At 36.6% G+C, this 18990-nt stretch carries 14 protein-coding genes; 4 read left to right on the top strand and 10 right to left on the bottom strand.

The annotated features are described in order from the left end of the window. Window positions 1-101: 101 nt before the first annotated feature. Window positions 102-1949, top strand: coding sequence for a chloride channel protein (locus CLU97_RS10220; protein WP_121487835.1), 1848 nt, complete (start codon window positions 102-104; stop codon window positions 1947-1949). 165 nt (window positions 1950-2114) lie between these two features. Here the strand turns inward: CLU97_RS10220 and CLU97_RS10215 are convergent, their stop codons facing one another. From CLU97_RS10215 to CLU97_RS10180, 8 genes are all read right to left on the bottom strand, one after another. After that, window positions 2115-3059 (bottom strand): aldo/keto reductase, encoded by a 945-nt coding sequence (locus CLU97_RS10215; protein ID WP_121487834.1) that lies wholly within the window; start codon window positions 3057-3059, stop codon window positions 2115-2117. Between the two features lie 506 nt (window positions 3060-3565). After that, window positions 3566-5374, bottom strand: coding sequence for a hypothetical protein (locus CLU97_RS10210; RefSeq protein ID WP_121489701.1), 1809 nt, complete (start codon window positions 5372-5374; stop codon window positions 3566-3568). 334 nt (window positions 5375-5708) lie between these two features. Next, complete coding sequence (locus CLU97_RS10205; RefSeq protein ID WP_121487833.1) at window positions 5709-6860, bottom strand: efflux RND transporter periplasmic adaptor subunit; 1152 nt, start codon at window positions 6858-6860, stop codon at window positions 5709-5711. Between the two features lie 7 nt (window positions 6861-6867). Next, window positions 6868-11205 carry a CusA/CzcA family heavy metal efflux RND transporter gene (locus CLU97_RS10200; protein WP_121487832.1) on the bottom strand — a complete coding sequence of 1446 codons (4338 nt, stop codon included), beginning with the start codon at window positions 11203-11205 and terminating at the stop codon, window positions 6868-6870. 201 nt (window positions 11206-11406) lie between these two features. After that, window positions 11407-11739, bottom strand: coding sequence for a hypothetical protein (locus tag CLU97_RS10195; protein ID WP_121487831.1), 333 nt, complete (start codon window positions 11737-11739; stop codon window positions 11407-11409). 176 nt (window positions 11740-11915) lie between these two features. Then, entirely contained in the window at window positions 11916-12044 is a 129-nt protein-coding gene (locus CLU97_RS24190; RefSeq protein ID WP_262689888.1) for a hypothetical protein, read from the bottom strand. 85 nt (window positions 12045-12129) lie between these two features. Beyond that, a complete protein-coding gene (locus CLU97_RS10185; RefSeq protein WP_121487830.1) occupies window positions 12130-12738 on the bottom strand; it encodes a hypothetical protein in 609 nt (202 codons plus the stop codon). A gap of 584 nt (window positions 12739-13322) precedes the next feature. Further along, a complete protein-coding gene (locus CLU97_RS10180) occupies window positions 13323-14102 on the bottom strand; it encodes a helix-turn-helix domain-containing protein (protein WP_121487829.1) in 780 nt (259 codons plus the stop codon). A gap of 71 nt (window positions 14103-14173) precedes the next feature. On the opposite strand from CLU97_RS10180, the gene CLU97_RS10175 reads away from it, so the two are divergent. Beyond that, complete coding sequence (locus tag CLU97_RS10175) at window positions 14174-15379, top strand: CynX/NimT family MFS transporter (RefSeq protein ID WP_228437630.1); 1206 nt, start codon at window positions 14174-14176, stop codon at window positions 15377-15379. An 81-nt stretch (window positions 15380-15460) separates the two neighbouring features. Here CLU97_RS10175 and CLU97_RS10170 read toward each other — a convergent pair whose 3' ends face one another. Beyond that, window positions 15461-16228 carry an MBL fold metallo-hydrolase gene (locus tag CLU97_RS10170; RefSeq protein WP_121487827.1) on the bottom strand — a complete coding sequence of 256 codons (768 nt, stop codon included), beginning with the start codon at window positions 16226-16228 and terminating at the stop codon, window positions 15461-15463. Window positions 16229-16320: 92 nt separating this feature from the next. Between CLU97_RS10170 and CLU97_RS10165 the strand changes: the two genes are divergently transcribed. Then, entirely contained in the window at window positions 16321-16635 is a 315-nt protein-coding gene (locus CLU97_RS10165; RefSeq protein ID WP_121487826.1) for a winged helix-turn-helix transcriptional regulator, read from the top strand. Between the two features lie 81 nt (window positions 16636-16716). Next, window positions 16717-17271, top strand: a complete 555-nt coding sequence (locus CLU97_RS10160) for a hypothetical protein (RefSeq protein WP_121487825.1) — start codon at window positions 16717-16719, stop codon at window positions 17269-17271. Window positions 17272-17392: 121 nt separating this feature from the next. Here the strand turns inward: CLU97_RS10160 and bioA are convergent, their stop codons facing one another. Beyond that, complete coding sequence (gene bioA, locus CLU97_RS10155; RefSeq protein ID WP_121487824.1) at window positions 17393-18685, bottom strand: adenosylmethionine--8-amino-7-oxononanoate transaminase; 1293 nt, start codon at window positions 18683-18685, stop codon at window positions 17393-17395. Window positions 18686-18990: the final 305 nt, after the last annotated feature.

Raw genomic sequence — 18990 nt, 5'->3', positions numbered from 1 at the left:
CTATAGAACAAGTGTAAAGGTTCAAAAGGCGGTTTTTTGTGATATATTTCATAAATTTACGGTGCTGTATCAATCTGATGATAGTGTAAAATATTTCCAAGGTGAAAATTCACAACAAAAAAAAGTACCTGAGCTTCCTTAAATTTAAAAGAGATTTCCAAAAATACGGACTGGAAAAGGCACGCAGTTATGAGCTTATCCTGCATTGGCTGAACAACAGGCTGAGCAGAAATCAGTTTCTTGTTCTTTCCGGAATTCTGGTAGGCTGTACGGCTGGTCTTGCGGGAGTCATCCTGAAAACGCTGGTACATAATATTCATTATTTTATTACCAATAAAGTTCATTTTGAATACCAGATATTATTTTATATTGTTTTTCCTTTTTTAGGAATTGTTCTGACTACAATGATTGTTTTGACAATATTTAAAGGTCAGGATCGTAAAGGTATCGGAGCTATTTTATATGAAATTGCACAGAATTCAAGTATTGTAGCCTCTGTTAAAATGTATTCTCAGGTTATACAAAGTGCGGTTACTGTAGGATTGGGAGGTTCTGCAGGGTTGGAAAGTCCTATTGCAGTTACCGGAGCAGCTATTGGTTCCAACTATGCACAGACGTATAGATTAAGCTATAAAGAACGTACTTTATTGCTGGCTGCAGGAGCTACAGCAGGGATTGCATCGGCTTTCAATGCTCCTATTGCAGGAATTATGTTTGCCTTTGAAATTCTTTTAACCGGAGTAGTTTTTACAGATTTTATTCCATTGGTTGTAGCTGCGGTTTGCGGAAGTCTTTTGTCGAGGATTTTGTTGCAGGAAGATGTACTTTTTAGGTTTTATACCAGAGATCCATTTAACTATAAGAATGTTCCTTATTATCTTATTTTAGGAATTGTTACAGGCTTGTATGCCCGTTATTTTGTGATTATTTCTCAAAAAGTAGAACATTTTATAAAAGGACTTCAGCTGTCGAGAATACGTAAAGCTATGTTTGGAGGAGCTGTCCTTTCTCTATTATGTGTTCTTTTTCCTCCTTTGTTTGGGGAAGGATATGAAACGGTAAAAGCTTTTACCAACGGAAATACCTACTCTATTATTGAAAACAGTTTTTTCAGATATTTTGAAATCGGAGACTGGACCATTATCATATTTTTGATTCTGGTATTGCTTTTAAAAGCATTTGCCACTTCATTTACCATATTCAGTGGTGGAAATGGTGGTAACTTTGCCCCTTCCCTTTTTGCAGGAGGAACTTTGGGATATTTGTTTGCATTAGTTTGCCAGCACATTGGTTTTACAGATGTTCCGGTGACTAATCTTGTTCTGGTAGGAATGGCAGGTGCCATGAGCGGTGTACTGTATGCTCCGCTTACAGCTATATTTCTGATTGCAGAATCAAGTTTCGGATATGATTTGTTTATTCCTTTAATGATTGCTTCCATCATATCTTACCTTATTGCCAAATGGTTCTCACCTATTTCTCCGGAACTAAAATCTTTAGCTGATGAAGGGAAAATATTCACGAATAAACATGATAAAAACCTTCTTTTCGCATTAAGAACCGAAGATTTTATTGATAAATATTCACAGACCATTAATGAAAATGCCTCTGTTACAGAACTGTTTGAAATGGTAAAGAATGGTGATAAAAATATTTTTGCTGTTGTGGATGAGAACAGAAGACTGAAAGGAGTTCTTACTTTGGATGATATAAGACCTTATTTATTCAACAAAGAGATGGAAATCTCTCAGACGGTTACCCAGATTATGAAAGCCCCACCAGCCATTCTTCACAGGGAGAATAAGCCCTTGGATATTCTTCAGACCTTTGATGATACTGGAGTATGGAATCTTCCGGTAGTAAGTCATAACAATGATTTTATCGGGTTTATTTCAAAGTCTTCAATATTAATGAGCTACAGACAGCTTCTGAAAGAATATTCCGATTAATAGTAATAACAGAATATAACAACCGAAAACCTGAATTTCCCTCCTCTGGAGGGGTGGCGAAAATTCAAAGAATTTTTGACGGGGTAGTTAACATCGTCGAATGATAAAAAAATCCGTTCAGCAATGAACGGATTTAATTTTAATCTATAATGAAAGTTGAAAAAATTAGTTGCTCGCGTTATTCAGCAGAGCAATATCTTCCTGATCCAAAATAAGTTTTGGTGCATTGAATACCGTTTCAAGCTGTGATGCACTGGTAGCACTTACAATAGGCGCAGTGATCAATGGATTGGACAGCAGCCATGCCAGAGAAACCGTTCCCTGAGTGGTATTGTGTTTTGCACTTACCTGATCCAGCGCTTTTAATACTTCAAGTCCTTTTGGATTTAAATATTTTCTTACCCCTTCACCTCTCGCACTTTTTGCAAAATCTGCTTCATCACGGTATTTACCCGTAAGGAAACCTGCTGCCAGCGACCAATACGGAAATACACTTAAATCAAACTGCTCTGCCAGAGGAGCATAATTTTGCTCAAAGCCCTCTCTTTCCATTAAATTATAATGAGGCTGTAAAGCAACGTATTTAGGAAGATGATTCTTTTCGGCGGCTTCAAATGAAGCTTTCAAACGTTCCGGAGATAAGTTGGAAGCCGCAATATAACGTACTTTTCCAGCCTTAATGATTTCATCATAAGCCGAAAGGGTTTCCTCCACCGGAGTAATATTATCATCAAAGTGCGTATAATAGAGATCAATATGATCCGTCTGAAGTCTTTGCAGTGACTCATCTACAGATTTTAGGATATGCTTTTTGCTGATATCATAGCCATGTTCTTTTGTTTCTGAACCTACTTTGGTTGCCAGAACGATATCATTACGGTTAGATCTGCTTTTCATCCACTTACCGATAATCTCTTCAGATTGTCCGCCTTTCCCATTTACCCACCATGAATAGGTATCTGCAGTATCTATAAAATTGAATCCCGCTTCTGTAAAACGGTCCAGTATATCAAAAGACTGTTTCTCGTCCAGCGTCCATCCAAAAACATTTCCTCCGAAATTGATTGGCGCAATCGATAAATCGGTGTTTTTGATTTTTCTTTTTTCCATAAAAATAATTTACTAGTGAGCTCTAAGGTAAGAAATATTAAGTCCGGAGAATATTCAAAATAGCCATTCCGGCTATAGTTATTATAAATGAAAATGCTGATGTTTCCTTGTTTTTTTTGATTATTAATAGTTTGTTGGAAAATTGCAAAGGCGCAAATAAATTAAAAGCTAACTGCTTTAAGACGCACAGATTTTATCTCCGATAAAATTGAATACTGTTTATTTTATGTCTCTCACAAATACCAAAAATTAAACAGATAACAATAAAAAAATTGTATAATCTTCTCATTAATCTGCGGCAAATACCTATAACATATCTCTTGCTGAAAATCTCACATTGAGCTAAGTCGAAATGTTCTTGGGGCTTAAAAAATATATATTGTAATATAAAGCTGTACATCTTTGCGTTTCTCCAACAAAAAAATATATATGTTTCTTAGTAATTTAAAAAAATAAAAACAGCCTATGTAAAGCTGTTTTTATTATCTATCAATTAAAAAATACGGTTATTTTTCAACCTGCGGAATATCAATAGCGATAAGCTGAAATTTATATTCCTGTAACTGATGGTTGATATTTGATAAACCGTTGCTGAAGAATGATGATACTTTAAAAAGCTCATAATAGTATTCTATCCCTTCAAGTACATTTTTCCTGAAAGCATTCCATTTTTTTGTCTGCGAATGGGTAATCTGTGTGGCAGATTCTGCAATTTCCTTTTTCAGATAATCTACATACATTTTCAATTCGTTGATAAACATATTCGGACGTTGGTTATCAGAAAGAATATTGGTATTTCCGTAGATATGTTTTACCATTTCCGAAAGAGAAACTTCTTTATCAAAAAAGGCAATATTAGGTCCCGGACATATTACCACACCTTGTTTTTCACCTTTAATTTCAAGGTTTTGTTCCAGATATGCCGCATTCACAAGTCCTACGCACAGGCAGGCTTTATCGGTAATTTCGGATTTTCTTTTATTGAATTCCTTCTCGGTCAGGGTTTGCTTGTTTTCATACAGCTCTTTCAGTTTGATGTCCTGATACTTTCTGGAAGCGGTACAGGTTCCTTCCTGAGAAAATTCTTTGCTTAATGCCAAAAGTTTTTTGGGACATGAACTTCCATATTTTCCTTTAGCTTCTTTTTCATGCTTTAATATTTCGTTGGATGTTCCTTTTATGGTATTGAAAGGTACTCCCAATGGCGAAATATTACTCAGATAAAAGTCCTGTTCTTTTGATTGTAAGAGAAGATTTCTGGTTTCTTTATCTACAGAAGTTGCTTCCGGTACAAGCAAAAACGGTGAACCCCATCCAACACTGTCTACATTGTAATTGGCCAATAAAAATTCGTGTTCTTCAGAAGTTCCTACTCCACCCTGAACGGTAATTTTCATTTCTAAAGGCTCAGAAAATGAGGGTTTTCCTTTTTGTTCTAAGGCAGCTGTCATTAAGGCATGAGCAGACTGAATCAGATCATTTTTTTTCTGCTTAAATTCTTCCATAATGGGCCCAAGAAGCATTCCTTCAGTTGCAAAAGCATGGCCTCCACAGTTCAATCCGGATTCTATTCGGTATTCTGATACCCACAATCCTTTTTTCGCCAGAAAATTTCCCTGGATCATGGCTGAACGGAAATCACTGACTTTAAGGATGATTTTCTTTTTGATCTTTCCTTCTTCGTCGGGAAAAAAGTCTTCGAATTCTTCCATATAGCTATATAAGCGAGGATTCATGCCTGCGGAAAGAACCATTGATGATGATAATTTACTTTTGGCAAATCCACGCAGAGAAGCATGGGCGTCGTTATACATCACAGGAAGCTGTTCATTGTTTTGGTAGTTGTCTTTATCTACTTTCGTCATGATATTGACATCGATGCTTCCCGGTTTTAGATTGGATTCAATAAAGCTTTTGATATTGGAGCTCCACTCATCTTTTTGATTGACAAGATTTTGAAGACTGTTTTTAAGATCTGAAGTATTCGGAAGCATGGCCATGAAGTCCTTCAGTGCTTCTTTATTTTTGCTGATTTCCTGTTTGAAAGATTCAAATTTTTCATTCACGATATCATCCACCATATCCAGATAAGCGGTGACTCTTTTTGCTCTGTAATCTTCTGTTTTTGTTGAAATTCCGAAATAGTCAAGGTTGAACTTTTTGTTGTAAAAGTTCTTCATTTTTTCCAGGATTTCATCATCAATAATGGAGATCACAGAAGAAATTCCATATTGGGCAACACGAATAGGGCTGTCTATTGTGTAAGCCAGACCCATTACCGGAATATGGAAATTGTGCAAAGGTTTTTTTGTCATAAAGTTTTTGATAAAAGTTCTTTTATTATTCATCTAAAAATCCTTTACAACTATTCACTTCTTAAAAATATTATTTTAAAATGAATTATGCATCAAATAGTATTTGTCAATATGTAAAACATGTCAAATGTCATGTTTCTATTTTCATTAACGCAAAGTAACAATGATTCAGATGCTTATTGTGAGTGCGACTTTGTCGCTGAAGAAGCTTTATGATTATACATTTGCTTAAATGAATCGATAAAATTGATTCTCTCTTTGCTCTCTTTACTTTATAATACATAGCTGTGATAACTTTGCGTTTATTTTTTATTGATATAGAATTTATTTAATACTATTCTGCCTTGTTTTTAAGCATCATCAGAAGACTGTAAGCTCCTTTCTGTACAATTTTCTTATCCTTTAAAAAATCAGCTTTTAATACCTCTGTAAACTGGTCATCTGAAATTCCGGTTACTATGGGAATCATTTTATAATTGGATTTTCCAAGGTCTTCGAAAACATAGTTTTTGTTTTCAAACGATACTACCGCTTCATTAGGAAGCCCTTGTGTATAACGGCTGCTGATATTTACTTCGGCATTCACATACATTCCTTTTACAAATTCAGTATTTACGGAAGATAATTTGGCGATTGCCGTTGCGGAACCTCCATTTTCAATACTTGGAACTACACTGACAATTTTGGCACTGGATTTGACATCAGGGTTTTGATTATTGTACACCAAAATTTCCTGGCCGACTTTTACGTCATTTATATCATTTTCAAAAACTTTTAATTCTAAAAGTAATCCAGCCGGATTGATGAGTTCAAATAAAGTATCTGCGGGGTTGATATACTGCCCGTTATTCACCAGAATTTTACTTACAAAACCTGTAAACGGAGCATAAATATTGATCTTACTTCGGATATTTCCGGTAGTCAGACCTTTGGCATTAATTCCAATGATTCTCAGCTTTTCTTCCAACCCTTTTAGAGTGGCATTCAAAGTAGAATAATCTGCCTGAGCAGTCTGCATAGTCTTATCGCTGCTGGCTTTGCTTGTATTCAAATCTTTCTGACGGTTGAAATTCAGTCTTGCTGCTTCAAGCTGCGCTTTTGTTACCAGATAATCCTGCTGCAGCTGGATAAACTGCGGATCTTCTACCACCGCAAGTACCTGCCCCTTATTGAAATGGCTTCCATTAATGACATTGATAGACTTGATATGTCCACCCATAATACTGGAAACCAAACTAATGTGAGACGGGGCGATTTCCGCTTTTCCGTTCAATCTCACTAGCTTTTCCATATTTCTGTTCTGAATACTTGTTGTTGTTAATCCTACAGACTGGATCTGCTTTTCTGTAAGATGAACGGAGTTTTTGTCGTTTTTAGAAAATTTGGTGTTTTCATAAACCGTTTTTTCTTCCTCTTTTTTTCCTGCACATGAAGATAAAGTAAGGATGAAAGCAAGGCTGTATAGTGATATATTCTTGAAATGCATGATGGTATTATTTTGAAATTAAGAATTGAAGTTCGGCTCCGATCTGATTCAGTTTTTCCAGCTGATCAATATAATCTGCCTTGGTTTTTACGGCCTGATTCACCAGTATTACCCAGTCCAGATAGTCTATTTCTCCTACTTCCATCTGTTTCTGGGCTGTTTTTAAAATGATTTCAGATTTTGGAAGCTGTTTTTGTTCATAATTTTCGATGATCCGCTGTTGGTTTATATAATTACTCAGTTGTTGATTCAGCCTGTTTTTAAGTTCAATTTCTTTTCTCTGATATTGGTTTTCGGAGATGGCGATTTTAGCTTGTGCTGCTTTGGCCAAAGCTCTCTGCCCTTTGGTAAACAATGGAATTCCAACACCCACCTGAACCGAATTGAAACGGTTGTTATTGATGTTTTTCATACTTTGATTAGTGTATCCTATAAGAAGATCCGGAAGCAGTCTGCTTTTTTCAAGCTGTACTTCGGCCTCTTCCACTTTAATCTGTTGCTGCAGATATTGAAGCTCAGGATGGTTTTTTACCATTTCTTCTGAAATCTGAAGTCCAATATTAATGATAGGCTTTTCTGCAACAGGTTGATAAGAAGTTGTAGATTGAAGTAATAATTGAAGCTGAAGTTTTGCGATATTCAAATCATTTTCAAGGGTATTCAGCTGTACTTTTATCTGTTCTTTCTGAATTTCAGCGGTGGATTCCTCCAGAATATTGGCTTCCCCCTTTTTTAATCGTAATCCTGCCTTATCTGCAAAATTATTGTAAAGCTGACTGATGTATTCCAGTACTTTTTTCTTCTCCTGAAAGACTAATATTCTGTAGAAAACGTCTGTTACTTCTTTGGTAAGCTGTGTTTTGGTCAAATTCTGATTGATGACACTGGCAGACCATTCGGCATCCAGCATTTGCTTTCTTTTTGAATACACTGTCGGAAAGCTGAACCTTTGAGAAATGCCGAATGAATTATCCGTTTCTTCTCCCTGAATCTGTCCAAATCCGCCCGTAACTTCCGTTTGGGGAATATCCAGATAGCTGGCCTTCAGTTTTTCCTGATAATCTGATATTAATTTTGAGTTTTTAAGGGTCCCGTTCTGCTGGTATGCTTTTTCCAAAGCCTGATCATAAGTAATGCTTTCCTGAGCCTTATAAGTTCCGAAGGACAATAACAGAAAGAAAACAGACAGTTTTTTATAATTGAGTTTTTTCGAGAATTTCATTTTATCTTTATTAATATGTTCAAAAAGGACGTATAAAATTGGGAGTACAAATAAGGTTAAAAGAGTTGCCAGCATAAGTCCTCCAATCACCACAGTTGCCAAAGGTCTCTGTACTTCAGCTCCTGCACCGTTGCTGATTGCCATGGGAAGAAATCCCAGAGACGCCACAAAAGCGGTCATTAAAACCGGACGAAGTCTTATTTTTGTACCGATGAGCACGATTCTGTTGGTGTTAGTTATTCCATTATTTTTCAATCGGTTAAATTCTGATATTAAAACAATTCCATTAAGTACAGCCACTCCAAATAAAGCGATGAACCCTACTCCTGCACTGATGCTGAAAGGCATACCTCTCAGCGCTAGAAAATACACACCACCTATCGCTGATAATGGAATAGCTGTGTAAATCAGCAGGCTGTGTTTTACAGATCCAAAAGCAAAGAACAATAACAGGAAAATCATCACTAACGAAATGGGAACAGCTATACCTAATCTGGCTTTGGCTTCATTTAAATTTTCAAAAGCACCTCCATAAGAAATGGTATATCCCGGTGATAGTTTCAGACTTTTAGCAGTTTTTTGCTGAAGTTCTTCCACAATGCTCTGAACATCTCTTCCTCTTGCGTTAAATCCTACAATAATTCTCCTTTTGGTATCTTCCCTCTGAATCTGGTTCGGACTGTTTTTAAGCTCTACTTTAGCAAGCTGTGACAATGGAATCTGCTCTCCCGAAGAGGTAGGAACCAAAAGATTCCGGATGCTGGTAATATCTTTTTTATGTTCATTATCCATTCGGACAACAATATCAAACTTCTTCTCTCCTTCATACAAAGCTCCGGCAGTCTGGCCAGCAAAAGCCATATTGATGACCCTGTTGATATCTGCTACCGAAATATTATATCGGGACAGCTCAGAACGGTTATAATTAATCACAACCTGCGGGGCACCTACTACAGGTTCAATATAAAGATCCTGTGCCCCTTTTACAGTATTGATGATGCTTCCAATCTTTTTGGCATAGGTAGCAAGGCTGTCCAGATCTTCGCCGTAAATTTTACAAACCACATCCTGTCTGGCTCCGGTCATCAGTTCGTTGAAACGCATTTGTACTGGAAACTGGAAGCTGGTAGTCAGTCCGGGAATAACGCTTAATGCTTTGCTCATTTTATCAGAAAGTTCAGGAAATGATTTTGCAGAAGTCCATTCTTTTTTCGGTTTCAAAACAATAATCATATCTCCCGCATCCATCGGCATTGGTTCCGTAGGAATTTCTGCACTACCAATTTTCATAACTACCTTTTCCACTTCAGGAAACTGTGTTAAAAGGATATTTGCGGCCTGGCTGGTGGCTTTCTTGGTTTCATTAATGTTACTTCCCTGAAGAACCCTCATTTCAACAGCAAAATCACCTTCTTCCAGAGACGGAATAAATTCTCCACCCATTCTGGAAAGGGTAAAAACAGCTCCAGCAAATAAAATCAGCACACCAATAATTATAGTTTTTCTGAATTTAAGAGCTTTCATCAGGAGTTTTTGGTGTCCGGTTTCCACTTTACCCATGACACGGTCTGAAATATTTTCTTTTTCCTTTTTCTTTCTGCTTAATACCAGAGAGCTCATCATCGGAATATAAGTCAGGGATAGAATAAATGCCCCAATCAACGCAAAAGCGACGGTCTGAGCCATAGGCTTGAACATCTTTCCTTCAATTCCCTGAAGCGTAAAAATCGGAAGATATACGATTAAGATAATGATCTGTCCGAAAACAGCACTGCTAACCATTTTGGTAGCAGAGCTTGAAACCTGATCATCCATTTCTTTTTTGGTGAGCATATTGTCTTTTCCAAAGTGTTTTTTATGGGCAAGCTGATGCAGTACGGCCTCCACAATAATAACGGCTCCGTCTACAATAAGACCGAAATCCAGTGCTCCAAGGCTCATCAGGTTTCCTCCCACCCCGAATATGTTCATCATAATAATTGCGAAAAGCATCGCCAAAGGAATCACGGAAGCAACCAATAATCCCGCTCTGAAATTTCCTAAAAATAGAACCAGAATGAAAACAACAATCAAAGCGCCTTCCATCAGGTTTGTTTTTACGGTACTGATGGTATTGTTTACCATTTTGGCACGGTCAAGGAATGGTTCAATCACTACTCCTTCCGGCAATGATTCCTGAATTTTTTCCAGTCTTTGCTTGATATTTCCAATTACTACATTGGCATTTTCCACTTTCAGCATCAGAACAATAGCTCCGGACACTTCTCCGGTATCATTATAAGTCATAGCGCCATACCTTGTCGCATAACCAATCTTTACAGATGCTACGTCTTTAATGTGCACTGGAATACCTTCTTTGGTTTCCGCTACCTGAATGCTGCCAATATCTTCTGTGCTTCCCAAAAGTCCTTCACTGCGGATAAACAGAACGGTTTCTTTCTTTTCAATATACGCGCCTCCGGTATTCTGGTTGTTCTTTTCCAGCGCGGCAAAAACATCATTGATATTGATGTTGAACGCCTGTAATTTATTAGGATTAATGGCAATTTCATATTGTTTCAGTTTACCTCCGAAACTGCTTACATCTGCCACCCCTTTCGTTCCGAGAAGCTGTCTTCTGACCACCCAGTCCTGAATGGTTCTCAGTTCTGTTTCATCATATACATTTTCGTATCCTTTTTTTGCTCTTACCACATACTGGAAAATCTCTCCCAATCCGGTTGAAATGGGTCCTAATTCCGGCTTACCAATCCCGGCTGGTATATTATCCTGAACAAGCTGTAAACGTTCCTGAACCTGCTGGCGTGCCCAATACACATCAGTCTTGTCATCAAAAACAACAGTCACCAGTGAAAGTCCGAATCGGGAGAAACTTCTCAGCTCCGTAATTCCGCTGATATTGCTGGTAGCTTGTTCAATAGGAAATGTAACAAGACGTTCTATATCTGCTGCACCGTACGAAGGAGCTGTAGTAATGATCTGAACCTGGTTATTGGTAATGTCCGGCTGGGCATCAATGGGAAGTTGGGTGGTTTCATAAACCCCAAAAATGATGAGAGCCCCTGTAAACAGAGCAATGATGAGTTTATTCTTTACAGAAAACTCAATGATTTTATTTAACATGGAAAAACTATTAATTGTAACTCGGAATGCTTTATAGAGGCTGAAATTCTCCCAACAATTAAAGTATCAAAACAAGCGTTTGTAACTTCTCTCGTTAAGGCTTAAGCATCAATACAATGCATTACGGATTAATTGATATGTAACAAGAATTCAGTACTTTAAGTAAAAAACATAAAGTGTTAATTTTCAATGTAAAGTTGATTAAGAAAGCCGAGGAGGCTGGAAAATCTGAGAAAGATATTGATTAGAGAAATCTTTTTCCTTATAAATACTGCTTTTTTGGGAAACAGTAATTTCCTTAGGTTTTTTTATTTCGAATGAAAGCTGCGGAAGCTGGGCATGTACAGTCAATACAATTGGCGGATTGATAAACGGCAGTTTCTGATCTGCATCCCAGTCAGAATCCTCTTTGTGATTATCGTAGTGCTCCATAACAAATTCTGAAAAGCTTCCGTGGTATTCCATGAAGTGTTCAACAAACATAGGCACTTTTAATACTTCCCCCGCATTGGTGGTAGCCAGTACATACATCATTGAACATAATATGGAGAACCATTTTAACATGGATGCAAATATAAGGCTTAAATTTTTCTTAAGAAGGCTCTGATATTAATTTTTTGAGAATTTTAGCCAGTTTAAAAGCAGTTTAAATAAATAATAACTCTTCGTAATAATGTTAGTTTCATCAAACAAAAATCAAAGCCTAGATTTTAATCTGACTTTGAAATATTAAGATATGAAGCCATCATTTTATTAGAAAGCCTTCTTACCACTACAGGATTTTCATCCAGGAAATGGCAGAAATTAATCGTCTGCCCTTTTTCTAATGTTGTACTCATAAATTTTGTTTAAAATATTCGGGTACAAAGGTCCCGGTACAACAAATAAAAAATTTTGACTTAGATCAAAAAAAGCAGAACAGTTTTAATCAAGATTTAAAAAACCATCAGTAAGACATTTCCACTGTATTTTAGCAGTCCCCACCATTCCTCCGGCAGCAATGGTGACATTTCTTATAATATCGAAGAAGTTAGCATTGAAATTAGGTCTTTCATTTCTGCCATATACTGCAGCTTTCAAGTGGGCTGGGTTTCTGGAGATCATAAAGGTAGAGCTGGCTGCAGAACTGTAAAAGTGGGCAATATGTTTACTTTTTTTATCCTGAGGATTTCTGGATGGCCTGCAGATCATGGATATACTTTCGGAAAAGCTGTCTTCATAGAAGCAGAAATCGGTAATTTCTACCCAATCATATCCTTTGGCTTCCTTCTCTCCCGGCCCCGGAATATCGATACGGATAAAATCTCCTTTTTGAGGTTCACGATCTGCCGGATGACCATTGAAGTCATAGAGTTTAAATGACGCAAATTCTTTTCCGCAATAATCTTCCCATTTATTAATTGATAAGAATTTTTCTTTCAATATTTCAAACTTCAACGGAATCAAGTCCTGCTTAAATAGTATCCTGCTTTCCGTATCATGGAAACCACCGAATTTTTGTGTAGGAACTCCCTTGAATGTTTTTGGACTCATGCAATTATATGTTTTGGGAAACTACTACAAAAACCGTACACATTTTTATGATTGGCGTCACAAAATAGTTAAACAAATGTTTGAAAACTATAATCAAACAGCTTTGTTTAGGGAATAATTCACTTTTAGCTATTCTTTATTTTGAGTTAAAAAACCGTTCACAATTCATCAGGTGGCGAATTATCTTTGTTAGCCAATCTTTTTGTGTAAAGAATTCCGGAATCCTAAAAAAAATTAAAATCATTTAGTGAATATTTATTTTTACTTAAAATAAACAATTTTTAAAAAAATTGAACTTATAGTGTCTTGTATAACGGGATTTTTGCTTATATTTGTGAATCGAAATAATTTTTTTTCATCATTTGTGTTTTTTTAAGGTCTCCATTCGTGGGGACCTTTTTATTTCTAATAATCTCATAATTGAATATAGGCTATTGAAGTGAAAAATTATCTTAAATGTGAAATATTCTGTTTTTCAAATGAGCCAATCGCTTTTCTACAAAGGAATACAGGAAGTTTTAACAGGTTAATAAATCCCTTTTTTGTTATATTTCCACCCCTCTTGCAGGTACTTTGAAGGGCTTTTAGATGGTTTTAATAAAATCTGTTGGCCGGAATTGCATCACAGAAAAAAAACTTCTTGTATAGGCCTGCACACTTTTATATCCTACTTTGTATGCGGTTTCAGAAATAGTGAGATCACCTGAGCTTAAAAACTCCAGACTTTTAATAATGCGAAGCATCTGCTGGTATTTGCTTAAAGTAAGCCCGGTTTCTTTTTTGAAAATACGTTCCAGAGTACGGAAAGATAAGAGTGCTGTATCACTGAGATCTTCCATCTTAATGTCATGCTGATAATGGGTGTGAAGATACTTCATGACTTTGGTAAGACGCTGATCTTTAGGAAGACTGATGTGAAGGGTAAGAGAATGCTCTACAAACCTCGGAAGTTCATTGAAAAGTGCTTTTAAAAATACATTTTCATCGTCGTCTGATGTCATCAGCTTAGACCATTTTTCAGCATATTTTATCATTTCTTTTAAAACCGGTGGAACGGAAAATACATTCACTTTCTGATAAAATGGAACTTTTGTACTAATCTCTGCAAACATGATCATCAGTTTGATCTTTTCTGAGTGAGAATTGGTTTTGTGAACAGCATTAGGAGGAATCCATACCGCATGGTTCTGCGGAAGAAGGTATATTTTTTCTTCAATGGTGATATACTGGAACCCGCTTTCTACGTATACCAGCTGCCCTTTTTGGTGATGATGAAGAACGTCATCATGAACCCAGTTTTCTTCAAACCATACAAAATAGGGTTTCTTCAGATCGTCTATTATAATACCGTCGTTGGCGTTCATGTCGTTTCAGGTTAAAACTTTGGCAAAATTAAACAAAATTACTATATTATTTTTGTACAAAAGTTTTTATTATGATGAAGAATGAAGTAAAAAAGAATGCTTCGTATGTTTTATTACTCATTAATGTTCTGGTAGTTATATTAATTTCCAGCAACCTGCGTTCGCCCATTGTGGCAGTGGCTCCTGTATTGGGAGAAGTAAGAGATGCTTTGAAACTGGATAATTTTCAGGTAAGTCTGCTTACTTCTATTCCACTGTTTATGTTTGCAGCCTGTTCAGTTTTAGTCAGTCGGTTTTCTAATAAACTGGGGATCAGTAAGCTTCTGATGTATTCCCTGATTATTTTAAGCTTCGGATTGTTTCTGCGAATTACCGGATCGCTCTGGCTTTTGTTTTTAGGATCAATATTTATTGGTTTAGGAATATGCATCGGGAACGTGGTTACTCCGGGATATGTGAAGAATAATTTCCCTAAACAGATTGCTCTCATGACAGGTATTTTTGCTGTATCTATGAATCTTACAGCTGCTTTAGCTTCCGGATTCAGTGTGAAAATTGGAGAATTGACGGGTTTTGGCTGGAAAGGTTCTCTTGGAATCTGGCTGGTGATTGCGGCATTGGGTTTTCTGGTGTTGTCACTGGAATTCATCTTTAATAAAAGAAATCCAAACTCATCTAAAATGGCACTCAGCACTTCGGATTTTAATATGTTCAAATCTGCACAGGCATGGAATATCAGTATTTTTATGGGACTACAGTCATTATTTTACTACTGTCTGGTAGCGTGGCTTCCTTCGTTTCTTGCCGATTATCATATGCAGGGAGAAAGTTCCGGATGGGTGTTTTTTGTGATTCAGATTACCATGATTCCTGTAACATTCTGCTGCCCGATTATTGCCAGTAAAATGAAAGATCAGAGGCTTATGATCCTCTTTATATGTGCTCTGATGTTCGGAAGTACAATGATGTTTGTATTTCTGAAGTCTCAGTGGATCTATGTGAATGCTGTGATTATAGGGATTTCTAACGGATTGTCTTTCAGTCTTTCGATTCTGTTCTTTTCTACGAGGACGAAAAGCAGCATTAATGCAGTTAAGATATCGGGAATGGCTCAGTCTGTAGGATACTTGATTGCTGCATTCGGGCCTCCGCTGTTTGGCAAGCTGCATGATTGGGATATTTCCTGGAACAGCTCTTTCTATCTGTTAAGTTTTGCAGTATTACTAATGCTGTATTTTGGGTTGAAAGCAGCGAGAAATAAGTATGTGGAAGATTAAACTGAGTGTTTATAAAAAACAATAAAGGATAGGCTTAAGCTCTATCCTTTATAATTATATTATTACTTTCTGTCTTCAATATTAAAAATGAAGCTCAACTTCCTGCCCGTCATCAAGAATAAAACATCTGTTTTCCAGACCGCTTTCTCTGATCTTATCCTGAATAAATTTCCGGTCTTCCCTGCAATGGCTTACGGCTTCCAAATGGGTTACCCAAACAGTGGATTCCGGAGCGTATTCACAGACTTTTTTAATGTTCTCGCTGGTCATAATAATAGGATCTCCTACGGAAAAAGTAGCAGCTCCTCCAGCTACAATAATGTGCTGTGGCTGATGTTTGTTGAGTTCCTGTGCAATTTCATCATACCAAATGGTATCTCCTGCGATGTAAACTGATTTATCTTCTTTTTTAAAAACGAAACCGTTTACTATTCCCATTTTTTCTCCAATTTCTCCGGTACCGTGCTGGCCTTTGGTGGTAGAAATTTCAATATTTTTCCATTGAAGATGGTCATTTACAATTAAAATATTCGTAAATCCCTGTTCTGCAATATGATCAGCAATAACCTCTGAACAGATAACCGGAATATTTTTATCGAGAAGTTCTACTGCGTCAGCATCCCAATGATCCGGATGAAGATGGGTTACCGCGACAGCATCTATTCCTTCTAATTTTTTCTTTAATTCTTCTCTACTGAAAGGCAGATCAACAAGAGGATTCAGTAATTCACTTTCTGTCATAGGCATTTTTCCCATAGACCCTTTTTCTCCGAGCATCGGATCTACCAGTATGGAAATTCCGTCAATATTCAGTAGCAATGTTGCATTGCGCCATAATTGTAATTTCATTTTGAGTATTTTTGTTGAACAAATTTATTGACTAACGAAGGTCAAACAATCGAAGGTTACCAAAAGGTTTCCCATAAATACTTAGGTGATATATGAATTTTGAAGAATTTAAAAACTGTGGATTAAGACGAAGCCTGAATATCATTGCGGGAAAATGGAAACCGCTGATCCTGCATAATCTTTTTGAAGAAGATCAGGTCCGTTTTGTGGAACTTTGGAGAAATATGCCCAGGGTGTCCAAGAAAGTACTTGCAGAACAGCTGAAACAGCTGGAGGAAGATCTCATTATTGAAAGAATCGAGGTTTACAATTTCCCGCCAGAGGTATATTATAAGTTGACGGAACAAGGAAAAAAATTAGGTCCTATCCTTTTTCAATTGCATTCCTGGGGAAATGAGCTGGGGTAAAAGATTTGATTAATATTTTATATATTGTCGAATATTACAGTATAATTTTAAGTGTATAAAAACTAATAACAATTTTTACAAATGAAAAGAATCATTATTTTGATATCCTGTGTATTAGGTACATGGGCAACTGCTCAAACAGCACCACCACCTACTATCCAAAGATCTATACCAACCTCCCGCGGACTAGCCGTTAATTCAAGAAAAGGGACATTGATTGAGAAAAAAGTCAGTAATCTGGGCAAATTTAAAAACCTGAATATTCAGAAAATTGTGACGAAAGATGTTTCTGACAATTCATCAGAGTCTCTTCTGGGAATCATGTATGAATACGAAACGTTTGATGAAATCTCCAAAAAAACACTTACCGTTGATAAAAATGAACTGGGAAAACTGATTCAGTCTCTTCAGACTGTGGAGCAGAAAGAAAATGAAAAAGTGAGTCAGGAAACAAAGTACAAGTTTGTTACGATGAGTAATATTGAATTCGGAAGTGTTTATCGTGAAAAGCTTTCTTCATGGGTTAATTATATAAAAATTCCGTCCCATTATTTTAATCAGAACTTACTGGAATTCAATAAAGATGAATTGAAAGATCTGATTGGCCTTTTGAAGAAAGCAGAACAGGAGCTTTAAAGAAACCTGCAAAAGGAGAAGTGATTGTTTAAAAAATGATACATAAAACCTTATAGGTTTACAAAAACCTATAAGGTGTATTAAAAAAATTAAATATAATTATAATCTGAAGAGAATCAGCTTATTCTTTAAACTGATCCAGAACTTCCATAATATTCTGATAGACAAAATCCAGTTCTTCTGAAGTAATACAATACGGGGGAACCAGATAGATTACATTTCCCAACGGCCTCATAATAATGCCTCTCTGCAAGAATTCATTGTAAAGCTTCTTCCCTATTTCATTGAAATAAGAAGTATCATTCCCGGTTTTAAAATCGAAAGCTAAAATAGTTCCGATCTGACGTACCTTTTCTACATGAGGATGCAAAGCAAGCGCTTTCACAAACTCAGAATGCTGATGAGTGATGCGGTTAATATTCATTTGAGTTTCATTTGTCAAGAGTATTTCCATACTGGCCAGAGCCGCAGTACAGGCTAATGGATTAGCCGTAAACGAATGTCCGTGAAATAAGGTTTTATGGCGGTCATCGGAAAGAAAGGCATTGTAAATTTCATTGGAACAAGTGGTGATTCCCATGGGCATAGTTCCTCCTGTTAATCCTTTTGAAAAACACATAATGTCCGGTTTTTCCGTAAGATAATCTGCTGCGAAAAGCTTTCCTGTTCTTCCAAATCCTGTAAAGACTTCATCCTGAATCATAAGAACACCTTCTTCTCTACAGAATTTCATCAGCTGGCTAAGGTCTTCCGCTTTATACATCAGCATTCCGGCAGCTCCCTGAACTAACGGTTCATAAATAAAACATGCTACTTCATCGGCTAATTCTTTAATCTGTTTATGTAAACTGTCCAGGTTCGCAGCGTTGGGGGTATCGATGAAAACAACTTCAAACAGCATGCTTTCAAAGGGTCTTGTCCAGAAACTCTTTCCGCTTACAGACATGGCTCCAAAGGTATCCCCATGATACGCATTTTTAAAAGCTAAAATCTTTGTTTTCTTTTTGTCCTTATTGTAGGCGTACTGGATACACATTTTTAAGGCTACTTCTACTGCAGTAGAACCATTGTCTGAATAAAATACCTTTTCCTGGCCAGCCGGAAGAAGTTTCAGTAAATTTTCTGAAAGCTGTACCGCAGGTTCATGCGTAAACCCGGCAAAAATAACCTGTTCCAGTGTATTTAACTGTTCAAAAACACGTTGCGCAATATAAGGATGAGAATGCCCATGAAGCGTTACCCACCAAGATGAAACAACATCCAGATATTGTTTTCCTTCGTTGTCATAAAGATAAATCCCTTTTCCTTTTACAATAGGAATGGCATCATCGGCTGTTTTCATCTGGGTATAGGGATGCCAGTTGACGGCTCTATCTCTTTTTTGAAGGCTGGTTTCTTTTTTTATTGTATTCATATATTGATGTAAAGAATAGAAATGAGTGATGGAGATGGATTTAACAATAATTTAGTTGAATATGTTATGTTGAATGTTGGATTAATCGCAAAAGCACAAAATTTTTCATCGATTGCTATTATTTTAAGGACGCAAAAACATTTCGACTTAGCTCAATGTGAGATTTTCAGCAAGTGAAACGCATATTGAGTGACTGGTCTGTATCATTTGTACGTAATCAATTTTATCGGAGATAAAATCTTTGCAACTTAAAACTTAAAAATATTTGCGTCTTTGCGTTTTCCAACTTGTAGAGCAGTTTATAA

Origin of the sequence: Chryseobacterium sp. 7, from assembly GCF_003663845.1 — a bacterium.
Taxonomy (GTDB): domain Bacteria; phylum Bacteroidota; class Bacteroidia; order Flavobacteriales; family Weeksellaceae; genus Chryseobacterium.
The sequence above is the reverse complement of the archived record's forward strand: the minus strand, read 5'-3'. Positions and strand labels throughout refer to the sequence as shown.